This window comes from Paenibacillus sp. FSL R10-2734 (assembly GCF_037963865.1).
Classification (GTDB): domain Bacteria; phylum Bacillota; class Bacilli; order Paenibacillales; family Paenibacillaceae; genus Paenibacillus_AQ.
In genome coordinates, this window is the sequence record NZ_CP150170.1 from 3856076 (window position 1) to 3870411 (window position 14336).

At 40.2% G+C, this 14336-nt stretch carries 14 protein-coding genes; 12 read left to right on the forward strand and 2 right to left on the reverse strand.

Annotation, left to right across the window (positions count from 1 at the left end; translation table 11 throughout):
* Window positions 1-70 precede the first annotated feature (70 nt).
* On the forward strand, window positions 71-1048 hold the full coding sequence (locus NSS67_RS16845; RefSeq protein WP_339314469.1) for a S66 peptidase family protein: 978 nt from the start codon (window positions 71-73) through the stop codon (window positions 1046-1048).
* Window positions 1049-1468: 420 nt separating this feature from the next.
* Here NSS67_RS16845 and NSS67_RS16850 read toward each other — a convergent pair whose 3' ends face one another.
* Window positions 1469-1870 (reverse strand): VOC family protein, encoded by a 402-nt coding sequence (locus NSS67_RS16850; RefSeq protein ID WP_339314471.1) that lies wholly within the window; start codon window positions 1868-1870, stop codon window positions 1469-1471.
* Window positions 1871-2068: 198 nt separating this feature from the next.
* Between NSS67_RS16850 and NSS67_RS16855 the strand changes: the two genes are divergently transcribed.
* From NSS67_RS16855 to NSS67_RS16905, 11 genes are all read left to right on the forward strand, one after another.
* Window positions 2069-2338, forward strand: a complete 270-nt coding sequence (locus tag NSS67_RS16855; protein WP_339314473.1) for a hypothetical protein — start codon at window positions 2069-2071, stop codon at window positions 2336-2338.
* A gap of 450 nt (window positions 2339-2788) precedes the next feature.
* Window positions 2789-3382, forward strand: coding sequence for a hypothetical protein (locus tag NSS67_RS16860; protein ID WP_339314475.1), 594 nt, complete (start codon window positions 2789-2791; stop codon window positions 3380-3382).
* A 251-nt stretch (window positions 3383-3633) separates the two neighbouring features.
* The gene (locus NSS67_RS16865; RefSeq protein ID WP_339314477.1) at window positions 3634-4458 is read left to right on the forward strand and encodes an aminoglycoside 3'-phosphotransferase; all 825 of its coding nucleotides are present in this window, start codon (window positions 3634-3636) and stop codon (window positions 4456-4458) included.
* Window positions 4459-4609: 151 nt separating this feature from the next.
* On the forward strand, window positions 4610-5047 hold the full coding sequence (locus tag NSS67_RS16870) for a hypothetical protein (RefSeq protein WP_339314479.1): 438 nt from the start codon (window positions 4610-4612) through the stop codon (window positions 5045-5047).
* A gap of 177 nt (window positions 5048-5224) precedes the next feature.
* Window positions 5225-5752, forward strand: a complete 528-nt coding sequence (locus tag NSS67_RS16875) for a hypothetical protein (RefSeq protein WP_339314481.1) — start codon at window positions 5225-5227, stop codon at window positions 5750-5752.
* 297 nt (window positions 5753-6049) lie between these two features.
* Window positions 6050-6577, forward strand: a complete 528-nt coding sequence (locus NSS67_RS16880) for a hypothetical protein (RefSeq protein ID WP_339314483.1) — start codon at window positions 6050-6052, stop codon at window positions 6575-6577.
* A gap of 211 nt (window positions 6578-6788) precedes the next feature.
* Window positions 6789-7556, forward strand: a complete 768-nt coding sequence (locus NSS67_RS16885; RefSeq protein ID WP_283908869.1) for a nucleotidyltransferase domain-containing protein — start codon at window positions 6789-6791, stop codon at window positions 7554-7556.
* 398 nt (window positions 7557-7954) lie between these two features.
* Window positions 7955-8935, forward strand: coding sequence for a thymidylate synthase (locus tag NSS67_RS16890; RefSeq protein WP_339314485.1), 981 nt, complete (start codon window positions 7955-7957; stop codon window positions 8933-8935).
* Window positions 8936-8992: 57 nt separating this feature from the next.
* Window positions 8993-9484 carry a dihydrofolate reductase gene (locus NSS67_RS16895; protein WP_339314487.1) on the forward strand — a complete coding sequence of 164 codons (492 nt, stop codon included), beginning with the start codon at window positions 8993-8995 and terminating at the stop codon, window positions 9482-9484.
* 230 nt (window positions 9485-9714) lie between these two features.
* The gene (locus NSS67_RS16900; protein ID WP_339314488.1) at window positions 9715-11202 is read left to right on the forward strand and encodes a glutamate synthase subunit beta; all 1488 of its coding nucleotides are present in this window, start codon (window positions 9715-9717) and stop codon (window positions 11200-11202) included.
* Window positions 11203-11609: 407 nt separating this feature from the next.
* The gene (locus NSS67_RS16905; protein WP_339314490.1) at window positions 11610-13322 is read left to right on the forward strand and encodes a proline--tRNA ligase; all 1713 of its coding nucleotides are present in this window, start codon (window positions 11610-11612) and stop codon (window positions 13320-13322) included.
* A 13-nt stretch (window positions 13323-13335) separates the two neighbouring features.
* Here the strand turns inward: NSS67_RS16905 and NSS67_RS16910 are convergent, their stop codons facing one another.
* Window positions 13336-14199: a pentapeptide repeat-containing protein gene (locus NSS67_RS16910; protein WP_339314491.1), complete on the reverse strand. Its 864-nt coding sequence runs from the start codon at window positions 14197-14199 to the stop codon at window positions 13336-13338.
* Between the last annotated feature and the right edge of the window lie 137 nt (window positions 14200-14336).

Below are 14336 nucleotides of genomic sequence, written 5' to 3' on the forward strand. Positions count from 1 at the left end.
ACTTTTTTGAAAAGAGATATAATGGGAGGAGATGAAACAAATTGAATGATTCTATTATAGGGAGGACAAAATGTTGAAACCCAATAAGTTAAAGCCTGGTGATGAGCTGCGAATTATCTCACCTGCCAGAAGCCTGTCATTAATCGCTGCTGAACAAAGGAAGATTGCCAAAGAACAGCTCCAAAAATTAGGTTTTCGGATATCATTTTCTGTAAATTCCTTTGAGAAGGATGATTTTGTTTCCTCTTCTATTGAATCTAGAATAGAGGATCTGCATGAAGCTTTTTTAGATCCAAATGTTAAAGGGATACTTACGACCATTGGTGGCTTTAATAGCAATCAGCTGTTACGTCATATCGATTATTCAATCATTGCAGAGAATCCTAAACGTTTATGCGGGTATTCGGATATCACTGCTTTAAGTAATGCAATATATGCTCAGACAGGATTAGTTACATATTCCGGACCGCATTTTTCGAGCTTCGCGATGCTCCATGACAATGAATATACAATCCAATATTTCCGCAAGCTGATGATGGACAACAAAGAAATTTTGGTGAGGCCATCTAAGCATTGGAGTGATGATGAGTGGTATTTGGATCAGGAGAACCGCATATTTATCAGAAATGAAGGTCCATACATTATCAATGACGGAGAAGCAACAGGGACGATTATCGGCGGGAACCTTTGTACTTTAAATCTTTTACATGGTACGGAGTATATGCCTAGTTTAAGGAATTCGATAGTATTCCTAGAGGATGATTATGAATCATCGCCTGTAACCTTTGATAGAGATTTACAGTCTCTAATTCATCAGCCTGACTTTCAACATGTTAAAGGCTTGGTTATAGGCAGGTTCCAACAAGGATCACGCATGACAAAGGATCTGTTGACCAAGATCATAGCTTCGAAAGAAGAGCTCTCTGACATTCCAGTCATTGCGGACGTGGACTTTGGACATACATCGCCTATGATCACTTTCCCAGTGGGTGGACAAGCCTCCCTTCGTGCTTATGGGGTTAGAGTAGAGTTAAGGATATCAGAGTAACGCTGAAGTTGCCTGATAGGAATACAATTGTCAGATGGATATAATGTTGCAAACGGAAAAAATAAGTTCTAGACTGTCGAGAGGGAAGGTGACTTGAAAAATGCAAAAAGCTATCGTTGTATATTACACTAGTGGAAAGAACAATAATCTCAATGAATTAAATGCACTACTTGAAAATGGCTGGTAAGTAATAAATCAAAGTGCAATGGGTGGAGAATGTGGTGCCGCTGTTTATTCATTAGTGATTTTAGAGAAGGCAGATACCGCCGAACAGCGTTAAGTTTACGGGTAGGTTAGTTAAAAATATGTTAATTTTGTTTATTTTCTTCTAAGCAACGATTTGATTTTAATTACATATATAAGAGTATAGGGGTGTAAAAAAACGCCGGTAACCTTAAGCAGGTTACCGGCGTTTTCGTATTAGCGTTTCGGCATTTTGCTCTCATCCATGTACAGCAGGTTCCAGCGGTGCCCGTCCAGGTCGGCAAATCCAGCACCGTACATCCAGCCGTCAATTTCACTCGGCTTACCAAAAATGTTTCCTCCGGCGGACTCTGCTTTTTGAATAAAGGCATCTACTTCTTCTCTGCTTTCAGCGCCAATGGAAAATATTACTTCTGCACTATGGGAAGTATCTGCGGTTTTTGAACCTGTAAATTCCTCAAACGCCGCCTCTGGGAACAGCAGGATCGTTGTTTGGCCTATGGCAAGCTTGGCTCTCTCGTTACCAACGCTCACCGCATGGAATCCAATCTCATTGAAAAAGGCAGTTGACCTCTCAACATCTTTGACCGGCAGGTTAATCCAAATCTCCTGTGACATGGCTGTAGCCTCCTGGAATATATTTTAAACTAATCCAACTATACTCTACTTCTGGCAGCAGAAGCGAATCTTATAAAGAAATCGCAAGGTATCGATCCAACCAAGAATGGATGTCACATCAAAATCTGGGTCAAGAAAATGTGAGGTGAAATGAGGTGAAATGAGGTGAAAAAAGTATGTTTGTACTTACTCATTTTAGTGTTGATGGTTGGATGTAACTCAACAGCAAAATCAAACACAACGTCATATTTGATAATTATTAATAAGGGTATAACGGGAAAGGAATACTGGATAACCGCTACTGACCCCTTTGCTAAATCAAAACAACAATTCAAAATAACAATTAATGATGAGAATATATGGAATCTTATTGAAGAAAATCATGAGTATCTAGCAAGTTACGAATACACATCCTTAGAAAAATCGGTGAACCTGTTAAGTATAAAACATCCATCAAAACCAAAGTAAGCAAAAATTGGTTGCACCAGCAGTTTTTATTTACCGCTAGAGCTGAAAAGCTCAATCTCCATGATACTTAATAAAGTGACAGAGGGGGTGCTTAAATGCACCAGACCCTATTAGGTTACCGAACGGCTTTCGTTTTCTAAAAGAGGATCAAAAAGTTGCATTCGACCTATTCGAGTTCCCGAGTATATTTGATTCTCAGAGTAGGACAGCTAAGAATGTGCAAATTATAGAGGATTGAAGGAATCGAGACGTACTTCATAATTGTATGGACTTTCGGAACGCATAATTAAGCTAACGGGCAGATTACGTTAATAACTCACCGAAGGAAGATGTCCGCCAGTTGCCCTGAAATCGAAATTACATGGAACCAAATCAGCTTTCTTTTCTTGGTAACCAATTCTGAATCAGGGATAATTAATACCATAAAAAATATCGACAAGTAGATCTAATATGTCAAATCAACCCTGGCGGCAACTTGCGCTAAGCACTACTATTACCGTTATCATTACTAGCATAATCACCACCATATTAGCGCAGGTAGTTTGGACTCTGCAAGACGCTAAGAACTTGGAAGGGGAAAAATGGGATAATAAATTTGAGACTTTCACAAAAGTATCTGGGTCCTTAGCAGAACATACCACACTTCTCGGCTCAAAACTTAAATTCCAAATTGAACTTCACTCTAGAACAAAAGGTATAACTTTCTCTTCAGTCGAAGAGAAGTTGAAAATAGAAGAGCGATTAGAAAAGAGCCTACTATATGAGTACGAGGGTCTGGTCGATTTCGATAAGAACCTTCCAAAACTTTATGACTCTTTTTTTACTGCCGAAGCAATTTTCGGAGATAGTACTGACCAAGCTCTAAGCGAGTATTTGAATTATACCGTAAACAAAGAACCTCAAGATTACATTGATTTATATCTTGCAACACTCAATAAAACCAATGCCACAATAGACATTAATGATTTGATAAGTCACGTATACAAAGAAACCGATACGTATAGACAACATGTTCTTACTGAAATGAAAAATGAACTGGGTTAGCTGCGCCGGCCGCCCACCTTCGCATATTGATGTTGATGTTTAAACAATCCCGTACGTAGGACCTCATTTGGATGTAGGGATGAACTTGATGAGGTTTAGATTAGATAATACGGGAAACTATAGTTGAACGAAACAAGGAACAGTTTGCCTCGGCAGCTGTTCCTTGTTTTATTAAGCAAAAGGGCAGGATAACGGAATGAACCATCGAATATCTTCTATCAAAGAAATCGAAATCATATGGAGGAAAAACAATGATTACTCCCCAAATATATTCTAGATACGAAATCTCTTTTCCCACAGAATTACGAAAATACTTCATCGATGCACACGTAACAACCATAAAGAACAAATCAAGATCATCTGTATATCACATTAAAGGAACATCTCATGCTTATTTTCTTAAAGTCACACCTAAAGATCAAATGTATTGTGAAGCCATAATGACAAAGTTTTTATATAATTTTGCAGGATGTCCAAAAGTAGTGCATTACATATCAAATGAAACAAATGATTATCTTGTAACAGAACGGTTAGCTGGTACTGATGCAGCAAGTGATGAATATCTTGAAGAGCCTGGGCAATTATCTGAAGTATTTTCTTTAAGCCTCTTAAAGTTACATCGAGTCAATACTGAGGATTGTCCGATCACGAACGGATTAGAAAAAATGGTTATACGTGCAGAGAGGAATTATAGTGAGGGCAGAGTCGAAAAGGGACTTCTTAGGTATTTGGGATATACAAATATCAAAATTGCATACGAAGATATGATCTCTTTGTTCAAGGGTGCCGTAGAAGAAAGAGTTGTTATTCATGGAGACTATTGCTTGCCGAACTTAATACTTCAGGATTTTAAAATGACAGGATACATTGATGTTGGGTATGGTGGTATAGGTGATCGCCATTATGACATTTTCTGGGGACTATGGTCACTACAATTTAATCTGAGGAATGAAGATTATTCCCAGCAGTTTGTTAAGGCTTACGGCAAACATTTAATCGATCAAGATCGACTTCGTCTTTGTGGGCTTCTTTCCGCTTTTAATGGGTTTAGAGGGCAAGATTATTATGAAATTTAAAATCATCCATTAAGCTAACGGGAAACTATAGTTCAATAATGAGAGGGCTGCCGAGAGGTAGCCCTTTGTTCAACTAACGGGCAGGATAACGGAACAATTTCTTGTACACATAAAACAAATCCAACTGGGGAAATTATGGGTAGGTGATGATATGAATAGAAAATTTATGTCCATTCTGGTCCTTTCCATTGGTACTATACTATCCATTCAGTCAGCAAGTGCTGCTCCAGCGAATGGCGAAGCGTCTAAAGAAAAAGATTCGATTGAATGGATCGCTTTATGGGGATTTCCTCAAACAAGAGAAGAACAACTGGAACGTATGTTAACAACAGAGTTGCAAAGAAGGACACTTCTAGCCCTACAAGAAAAAGGGTACTTGAAGACAGGAAAAGAATACGTTTACTGGTTTGACCCATTTCAAGTAACGGATATGAGAGAAGTCGAGGGTGGTTTTAAGGAATTAGATGTATTGGCAACGGTCCAAAGAGTTATAGAAAATAAAAGAGACAAGAAAAACAAGATGTATACAATCACATTCAATCATAATTACGAATCAGGATTTATCGTGACTAAGATAAGTGAATTATAACGAGACACATAGTTTGAGCTAACGGGAAACTATAGCTCAATAATACCAGGACGAAGCTGCCGACATGAATCGGCAGCTTCGTTGTGCTAACGGGCAGGATTGCTAAACAAGTCCGTCCGTTGATAAAGACACCATTCTTGGGAAACTCTACACGAATAAACGCATGCGGGGGTGCTAATGATGGTTCTGAAGAAACTGGTCTTAATTTTGTTCTTAACAACAATATCGTTGTTAAATCCTATGAAAGCTTTTGCAAATATTGGATTGAATCAATTAAAAAGTGCAACGGATTTTAAGCTGTTTACCCCACATTACTCCTTAACGAGTTGGAAATTTGAAATCAAGGAACCGTATCCTCTTGGTACTGACCGACTAATTACGAAGGTTAGACTCCATTACTTCGATAAATCGGGAAGCACGTATATGTTTGGGATTGAACAGCATAAAGCAATAGGATACAAAAGCAAGCGATCTGAAACAATAATCGATGTTCGTAGTAAAACAAGTGTGACCAGAGTTATAGAAGAGAATTTTAATTTTGATACGAGTGGTGAGATTGTTAAATTGAACGGAATTGAAGCGAGGTTTGATTATGGAACACTAGGGGGATGTTTGCGGTGGGTGCAAGATGGTACTTATATTGAGATGGATAGTAGCCAATTGTCCAAGAAGGATATGATTGAGGTAGCCAAATCAGTAAAATGAATGGTAACTTTAGTTCAATAAACCAACAGGTCTAGGACTTTATTTTTAGTTTAAGGCAACTGGTAGTTTTTTAAATTGGAACCCTCAAAACGAGTTCTTTTGGAATTCGCTAGTAAGCAGTATGAGTCTACTGCTATGTATCTACGTACTGCAAATGACAATGGAAAGTGATTAAACTTTGGGCAGAATAATTCAATCATTTATGCGGAAAATAATCCAAACATTTATGGGGGATTCTGTTCAATGTTACGGAGAGGCGTTTTGATTTTTTTGATCTTGTTAAGCGGCATTAATGTAATGAGTAAAGCCACAGCATCCACCAGTTCAGGGATCACATTAGTAGACGCTTTCCAGATCGGTCTTACAGAATCAAGAAAATGGGATGCTCAGGCGAATCTAATCTCAATCACGAGTGTTGGTGACACAAGCTCAACACCACCATCTACTCTTGGTATTGATGGCAAAAGAGAAGTTTGGAATTTGCTCTTTGGAAATGGTCAAAGAAATCAAATTTTAATCATTAACATAAAAAAAGGTAAGATTGCGATTATGCGAACTGTACAAGAAGACATTCAAGACTTTGAAATTATTCCACAAAGTGATCTCATACTTGACTCACCTAATATGGTGCAGATTGCGATTAAAAACGATGTCAAACCAGGGGAAGGATGGGCTAAAGGATATCATTTCAACGTTATAAAAGACCATCAAGCCTTGTTTTTTGGAGTGATTGGGCAGAACAAGTACGGTATGATGACAAAACTGTATATGGACAAGACAGGGAAGGTTCTGGGTTCCGAAACGAAAAATGAAGGTCTGAAATAACTTTTCCTCCATGAACTCATTGAACTAACGGGACACGATAGTTGAATAATACATCACATTGATAAGCAGGTGCTTCGGTATCCTGCTCTTTTCATTAAGCTAACGGGCAGGATAGTTGAATGATTTCGCGAATAACTTAAGTCATGACGAATTTACGAAGTTCGCAAAAAGACGTTAGCCGAAAGAAGTTCTTAGTTTAGGAGGAGTCTATATGATATTAGAAAAAGTTATAAATAGAATTGTAATACAAAGTGAATATAAGGATTTTGTTGATAAGTATATAGATAATATACTTACCGAATTTAAAGGTAAGATTCATAGCATTTATATGTGTGGCTCGATTCCAAAAGGAACTGCTAAACCTTTTAAGTCAGATGCAGACTTTACTATTGTATGTGTAAATCCCAAAGATATTGATTACGAAAGATTGTCAAATATTAAAGACAGGCTTTTGGAAGAATATCCAGTAGTAACTAAGATTGATACGATAATTTGCTCGATTGACGATGTATTAAGTAAACCAAATGAGTGGGGTTTTTGGGTAAAGATAATTTGTGTTTGCATATATGGTCATGACGTTGGTGAAAAAGTACCACCGATAATTATTTCTCCAGAGTTCATTTTAGACTTAAATACAGAGACCAAGGAGGAAGTAGATCGTATACATAGTTTACTTTCTAATGCTAATGATAACACAATGAAAACTAGATATATTAAAGGTTACTCTAAGAGATTAATTCGTGCATTATACTCTTTGGTTTTAGAAGATACAGGTGTATGGCAAGATGACATTATTAAGATGAAGAATGCCATATTAAACTATTGTGAGATTGACTCCGCTTTAGTTGATTATCTGTATGCTTGTTACTTGGATAGTAATGTACTTGTTGAAGAGTTTCTGGGAATTGCAGATGAAGTATATAGCTATTTTGAGAACGCCTTAAATGCGATGGCTGCTTCCAGAACTTCCTTCGGCTAACACCATATTGACGCTCCGGGTCACTCTGAGAAGCGAGTGACCACATCCAGCCCCCTAAGCCCGTCGGGACGTCACTGCATTAGGTGTTCGGCAAGCCTTACAACTATAAGCAGCGACTCTAATTAAAACATAAGACTATTGAACTAACGGGAAACGTTAGTTCAATGACCAGCGACAGTCTAGGACTTCTTTACTCGTCCTTTGCTGTCGCTGTTTCAATTTCTAGTGTCAGCCTAAAACCTAAAACTTATTTTCTACTGACACCAACATCTGAAACCTGAGTACTGATTGAATATGTAGCCAATATTAAATATATTTTAAAAAGTATCTAACCTTCTACAAAAATCGAATTTTTCAGATATAATATATAAGGTGAAATATTACGGAGGTGCAGTAAATTGACGAATGAGTTAGAACAAACCTATTTGAATTTTCTACAATATATTTTAGATAATGGTGTGAAAAAAGAAGATCGTACCGGAACGGGTACAATTAGTGTATTTGGTTATCAAATGCGATTTGATTTATCAAAAGGCTTCCCGTTGTTTACAACAAAACGTACACCGTTCCGTTTAATCGCAAGTGAGCTATTATGGTTTATTAAAGGCGACACCAACATTCGTTATTTATTGAAACATAATAATCATATTTGGGATGAGTGGGCTTTCAAAAGATGGGTTGAATCAGATGAATATGCTGGTCCAGACATGACAGACTTTGGGAATCGTTGTTTAGTTGATGAAGATTTCAATCAAGTGTATCAAGCAGAGATGAAAGCATTTTGCGATCGCGTCTTAGAAGATGATGAGTTCGCAGCGAAACATGGCGACCTAGGAAATGTTTACGGTAAGCAATGGCGGAATTGGACTTCTTCTACTGGCGAATCCATTGACCAATTACAAGACGTCATTAATCAGATCAAAACCAATCCTGATTCTCGACGTTTAATTGTCAGCGCTTGGAACCCAGAAGACGTTATAAATGCTGGGGCAAAAGGAAGTAAAGCAGCGTTACCGCCTTGCCACGTTATGTTCCAGTTCTACGTTGCAAATGGTAAATTAAGCTGTCACTTGCTGCAACGAAGTGCGGATTCCTTTCTTGGAGCAAACTTCAATATCCCGTCTTACTCATTACTTACACATTTAATAGCACATGAGTGTGGACTAGAAGTAGGCGAGTTTGTATACAGCATTAGTGATGCGCATATTTATATAAACCATGTTGAGCAAGTAAAAGAGCAATTATCAAGAGACTTAAGACCATTGCCTACATTGGTTATTAATTCAAAGAAAGAGTCCATTTTTGATATTGAGCTGGAGGATCTAGTCATTGAAGGGTACAATCCACATCCTTCGATCAAAGCTCCGATCGCAGTTTAACTTAATGGTTATAAATAAAGTTTTTCGGATCTTTGTATGTAGGAAGGGGCGTGTTTTATGAGTATTACCTTAATATGGGCAATGGGCACCAATCATGTCATTGGTAAAGATAATGATATGCCTTGGCATTTGCCGCTGGATTTCGCATATTTTAAAGCAGAAACATTAGGCAAGAGAATGCTTATGGGCCGCAAAACGTGGGACTCGCTTGGAGGCAAGCCCTTAAAGGGCAGAACGAGCTTAATTATGACAAGAGACACTGATTACACTCCTGAAGGTGCAGAGGTTGTACACACGCTTGAGGAAGCTCTCAGCGAGGGTAGAAAAGACGATGAGCTGATGGTCATCGGTGGTGCGGAAATCTACAAGCTGATGTTGCCATATGCAGACAAGTTGATGTTAACGCAAATTGAACAGGATTTTGAAGGGAATACCCGGTTTCCTGATATTGACTGGAGTGTGTGGAAAGAGGTTTCCAATAAAAAGGGAATTCGTGACGAAAAGAATCCGTATGATTACCGTTTTCTTGTTTATGAACGTACGGAATAGCAATAAAACGTTTTTTCTGACATAACATGTGAAATAGTACAAAAAAACAGTAGATTAATCCATTACTGTGCAAAAGTGATGAGTGCTACTATAATTAAAATTAGAAATGATAATGTAAAGGTATAGAATGTGCAGGTACTTCATTGCGCTGCTCACAACCATACGAAGCCGCAATATGCTACAATGTACTATACTTCAACACGAAGAGAACGGATGGGGGAAACGTAAACATGTCTACACCTACAGGTTTTATGGAGTATAAACGGCAGCTCCCAGGTGATCGGGATCCTGAGCAGCGGGTAAAAGACTGGGAGGAGTTCCACCATCATTTATCCGAGGACGAGCTTCAGACACAAGGAGCGCGCTGCATGGATTGCGGAACCCCTTATTGCCATACAGGAATTGATATGGCTGGTGGAACCTCGGGTTGTCCAGTTCACAATCTAATTCCAGAGTGGAATAATTTGGTGTACCGCGGACTCTGGAAAGAAGCACTGGAACGTCTGCATAAGACGAATAATTTCCCTGAATTTACTGGAAGTATTTGTCCTGCTCCATGCGAGGGCTCTTGCACAGTGGGTCTAATTGGACAGCCGGTGACTATAAAGACCATTGAGCTAGCTATTATTGATAAGGGTTTTGAAGAAGGCTGGGTTGTGCCTAATCCTCCAGAGAAACGTACAGGCAAGAAGATTGCAATCGTAGGCTCTGGACCTGCTGGACTCGCAGCAGCTGCGCAACTGAATAAGGCTGGACATTCAGTAACTGTATTTGAACGCAGTGACCGTATCGGCGGACTGCTAACATATGGCATTCCCACTATGAAACTCGATAAAAGAGTTGTGCAACGTCGTGTAGATTTATTAGCAGCTGAAGGTATTAATTTTGTAGTGAATACAGAGATTGGTAAAGACATTCCTGCTCAGCAGCTTGTTGATGAGTATGATGCAGTCGTTCTCTGTGGTGGAGCTACTAAGGCACGTCGCTTTAACGTTGAGGGTAGTGAGCTTAAGGGTGTTATGTACGCCATGGACTATTTAAACGGAACGATTAAGAGCTATTTGAATTCCAATCTTGAGGATGGCAACTATGTATCCGCAGCAGGCAAAGACGTAATCGTTTTGGGCGGCGGGGATACAGGATCTGACTGTGTTGCTACAGCACTTCGTCATGGTTGCAGCAGTATCACTCAATTTGGTACGCATGAAAAAGCACCTTTGCAACGTGATCCGATTGCTAATCCTTGGCCACAATTCCCGAATGTATATACTCTGGATTATGCGCAAGAAGAAGCTAAAGCCATTTTTGGAGATGACCCGCGTGAATTCTCGATCATGACCACTAAATTTGTTGGTGATGAAGAGGGGAACTTGAAAGAGCTTCACACCGTACAGATCCGCCGGATCGTGGATGAGACAGGTCGTAAGATTTATCAACCTGTTCCAGGCACCGAAACTGTATATCCTGCTCAAATAGCTCTTATAGCTATCGGTTTTGATGGACCGGAGCAAGATATTGTTGAGGAGCTTAAGCTTGAGACAGATCGTCGTACTAATGTGAAAGCTCGTTACGGAAAATTTAACACTAATGTGGACAAAGTATTTGCTGCTGGTGATATGCGTCGTGGCCAAAGCTTGGTCGTTTGGGCAATCAACGAAGGGCGCGAAGCTGCGCGTGAAGTAGATAAATACCTGATGGGATCAACCGTTCTTGTCTAATAAATTATTATAAAAGAAGCCGTTTCAATAGCAGTTCATCTGCTGGAGAGACGGCTCTTTTTTATGAGATCCTGCTTGACGTGAATGTTATTATCATATAAATTAATAGAAATTCACATGACAAAAGCATTGACCAAGAATCTACGATTCAAGAAGCGTTAGAACAGAGAGGGGACTCACCGGCTGAAAGGTTCCTCGAATACGTGTGGATGGTATCCTGTCTTGGTAGCTGCAGCGAGAGTATTTTATAATCGTTGCCGGAATCGACCGTTATTCGATCGAGGATTGCCGAATTAAGTATGGAAACATACGGTGCTGGGAATTAAAAAAGGGTGGTATCACGACACATTCGTCCCTGACGAATGTGTCTTTTTGCGTTAAAGATAAATTTTGAGGAGGGCATTAAGATGCTGCAAAGTAATTTGTTATTAACAACTCTGCGAGAAGCACCTTCAGAAGCGGAGACGAGCAGTCATCAGTTGCTGCTGCGTGCGGGATACATCCGCCAGTTGGCAGCGGGGGTGTATACCTATTTACCGCTTGGTAGACGTGTTCTACGAAAAATAGAAGCTATTGTGCGGGATGAAATGGATGCATCCGGAGCTCAAGAGGTGTTGATGCCTTCTATGCAACCAGCAGAGCTCTGGAAAGAATCTGGGCGTTATGAGGTATACGGTAAAGAGCTGATGACATTGCAAGATCGTCATGAGCGGGAATTCATATTAGGTCCTACCCATGAAGAAGTAGTAACGACACTCGTACGAAATGAGATCAGCTCCTATCGTAAGCTTCCTGTTACCATTTATCAGATTCAGACCAAGTTCCGAGATGAACGGCGACCACGTTCTGGATTGCTGAGGGGCAGGGAATTCTTGATGAAGGATGCTTACTCTTTTGACATAAGCTCAGAAGGACTTGATAAATCATACATCCAAATGTTCAATGCGTACCACCAGATATTTAAGCGATGCGGACTGGAATTCCGTGCTGTTCATGCGGATTCCGGTGCCATTGGAGGTGAGGGGGGCAGCCATGAGTTTATGGCGCTGGCAGGAATTGGAGAGGATACGATTGCTATATGCTCCTCTTGCGATTATGCGGCTAATCTGGAACAGGCTGAAGCATTGCGACCTGTAAAGAATGAATTTGTTATGCAAGTAGCGGAGATAGAGAAATTCCATACTCCTGATATACGCACTATTGATCAATTAGAGCAGGAGCTAGATATCCAGCAGGAGTTGATTATCAAAACTCTAGTCTATGAAGGAGGCGGACAGACTTTTGCTGTAGTGGTGCGGGGAGATCATGAAGTCAATGAGATTAAGGTGAGCAAATATTTAGGAATGACAGAGATTAAGCTTGCTGAATACGATGCTGTGAAATCATTAGCTGGCGTAGAGAGTGGATTTGTAGGGCCTGTGGGCTTGCCACTAACTATATTAGTAGATGCGGCGGTCGCTGGAATGACAGAAGGAATTACGGGTGCCGGAGAAAAAGATTATCACTTCCGTAATGTTGTACCAGCTAGAGATTTTTCGCTTGAGCAAGTGGGAGATTTTCGGAATGTAGCAGAAGGTGACGTTTGTCCGCATTGTTTGGAGGGCGTTTTGCATTTTCAGCAAGGGATTGAAGTAGGTCATGTCTTTAAATTAGGAACTAAATATAGTGAAAAGCTTGGAGCCTCTTACTTGGATCGGTCAGGAAAAAGTCAACCTATGATCATGGGCTGTTATGGAATAGGTATCTCGCGACTAATGTCCGCAATTGTAGAACAGCATCATGATGAGGATGGAATGATGTGGCCAAAGACATTGGCACCTTATCAGGTTCATATTTTGATTATGTCGGTCAAGGATGCTGAGCAAGTGGCGGTTGCGGAAGGTCTCTATGAACAGCTTACGAAGCTTGGTATTGAGACGCTGATCGATGACAGGGATGAACGTGCAGGTGTTAAATTTAAAGATGCTAGCTTGATCGGGATCCCATTATGTGTAGTAGTAGGCAAGCAAGCAGCTCAGGGTAGCGTAGAGTATTTGGAACGAGCCACAGCGGGGAAAGAGGTCTTAGTGATTATGGAGGTTATGTCTCGAATCAAAGAATTCTATTCACCGCTGATATAAATGATTTGTAATTTTATTGGGAGAGCCAATGATCAGGGCGAAGAAGTAATGTTGGTAATTTCGTGAGAGAATCGCCTTTCGCCGCATTTATCTGAGCTTGGGTTAGAAAGAGGGCTTCTGCTAAATTAGCTCCTCGTAGGTCGGTGTCACGAAAGTCTGCACCAATGAGGTCAGCACTTCTGAGATCAGCGCCCCTCAGGTCAGCAGCGATCAGATAGGCCCCTCTCAAGTTAGCGCCTCTAAGATCAGCGCCCTTGAGCTTAGCTCCCATAAGGTCAGCACCGCGGTTAAAAGTTCTCGATGCTTTTTTTAGTTTACGACGAGCCTCGGTTCGTACAAGCTCACTGACTTGCAGCAGCAACAGATTTATCTTTGCTCGATGAGCGTCAACATTCACTTTTAGTAAAGAATCAGGGCTAAGTAAAGTGAGCTGTTCCGTCTCATCGAGTGCTGTTTGCAACTCAACATGGATAGTATGAGTTACTTCTAAGTTTAAAGATTCATTTAGATACCATAGCAATTCGTGCAAATGCCACATAATCGGAAATACCTCGAACATTTGCTTCGCAGTTTTAGTTTTTTGTCTCCAGTCTTCTCCAGCATAAGTAACCTGAGAGACCTTCTGCCCAGCGCCAAAACAGTCATATACAGTACAACCGCGAAATCCCAGCTGTCTTAGATCTGTATGTACTCCACAGCGAAAGTCCGATTGTAGATTGTGACATGGCTGTCCAGCGTCTTTGTCTCTAGCAAAATCTACCGAAGCAGCAAAAGGTAGTGCGGCACAGCACAAACCGAAGCAGCTCTCACATTCTGCCTTCAGATAGTGGCCGTTTCTGTCCGTAAAAGGTTCTGTTAATTTGTGATGCTCAGACACGGTTTGATCCCTCCGATTTATGAAAAAACGTTTACCAAACTATTCTAATTCAAAGAAAAGTCTAAGGGAAGTCTGAATTTTACCAAAGCCTTCTAACCTATCCATTAAAAAAAACCGAGGTTAATGTTATAATAGAA

Bases quoted from the DNA above. Each gene is read 5' to 3' on its own strand.
- NSS67_RS16845 (WP_339314469.1), top strand. From the start codon at position 71: ATGTTGAAACCCAATAAGTTAAAGCCTGGTGATGAGCTGCGAATTATC.
- NSS67_RS16850 (WP_339314471.1), bottom strand. From the start codon at position 1,870: ATGTCACAGGAGATTTGGATTAACCTGCCGGTCAAAGATGTTGAGAGG.
- NSS67_RS16860 (WP_339314475.1), top strand. From the start codon at position 2,789: ATGTCAAATCAACCCTGGCGGCAACTTGCGCTAAGCACTACTATTACC.
- NSS67_RS16865 (WP_339314477.1), top strand. From the start codon at position 3,634: ATGATTACTCCCCAAATATATTCTAGATACGAAATCTCTTTTCCCACA.
- NSS67_RS16870 (WP_339314479.1), top strand. From the start codon at position 4,610: ATGAATAGAAAATTTATGTCCATTCTGGTCCTTTCCATTGGTACTATA.
- NSS67_RS16875 (WP_339314481.1), top strand. From the start codon at position 5,225: ATGATGGTTCTGAAGAAACTGGTCTTAATTTTGTTCTTAACAACAATA.
- NSS67_RS16880 (WP_339314483.1), top strand. From the start codon at position 6,050: ATGAGTAAAGCCACAGCATCCACCAGTTCAGGGATCACATTAGTAGAC.
- NSS67_RS16885 (WP_283908869.1), top strand. From the start codon at position 6,789: ATGATATTAGAAAAAGTTATAAATAGAATTGTAATACAAAGTGAATAT.
- NSS67_RS16895 (WP_339314487.1), top strand. From the start codon at position 8,993: ATGAGTATTACCTTAATATGGGCAATGGGCACCAATCATGTCATTGGT.
- NSS67_RS16900 (WP_339314488.1), top strand. From the start codon at position 9,715: ATGTCTACACCTACAGGTTTTATGGAGTATAAACGGCAGCTCCCAGGT.
- NSS67_RS16905 (WP_339314490.1), top strand. From the start codon at position 11,610: ATGCTGCAAAGTAATTTGTTATTAACAACTCTGCGAGAAGCACCTTCA.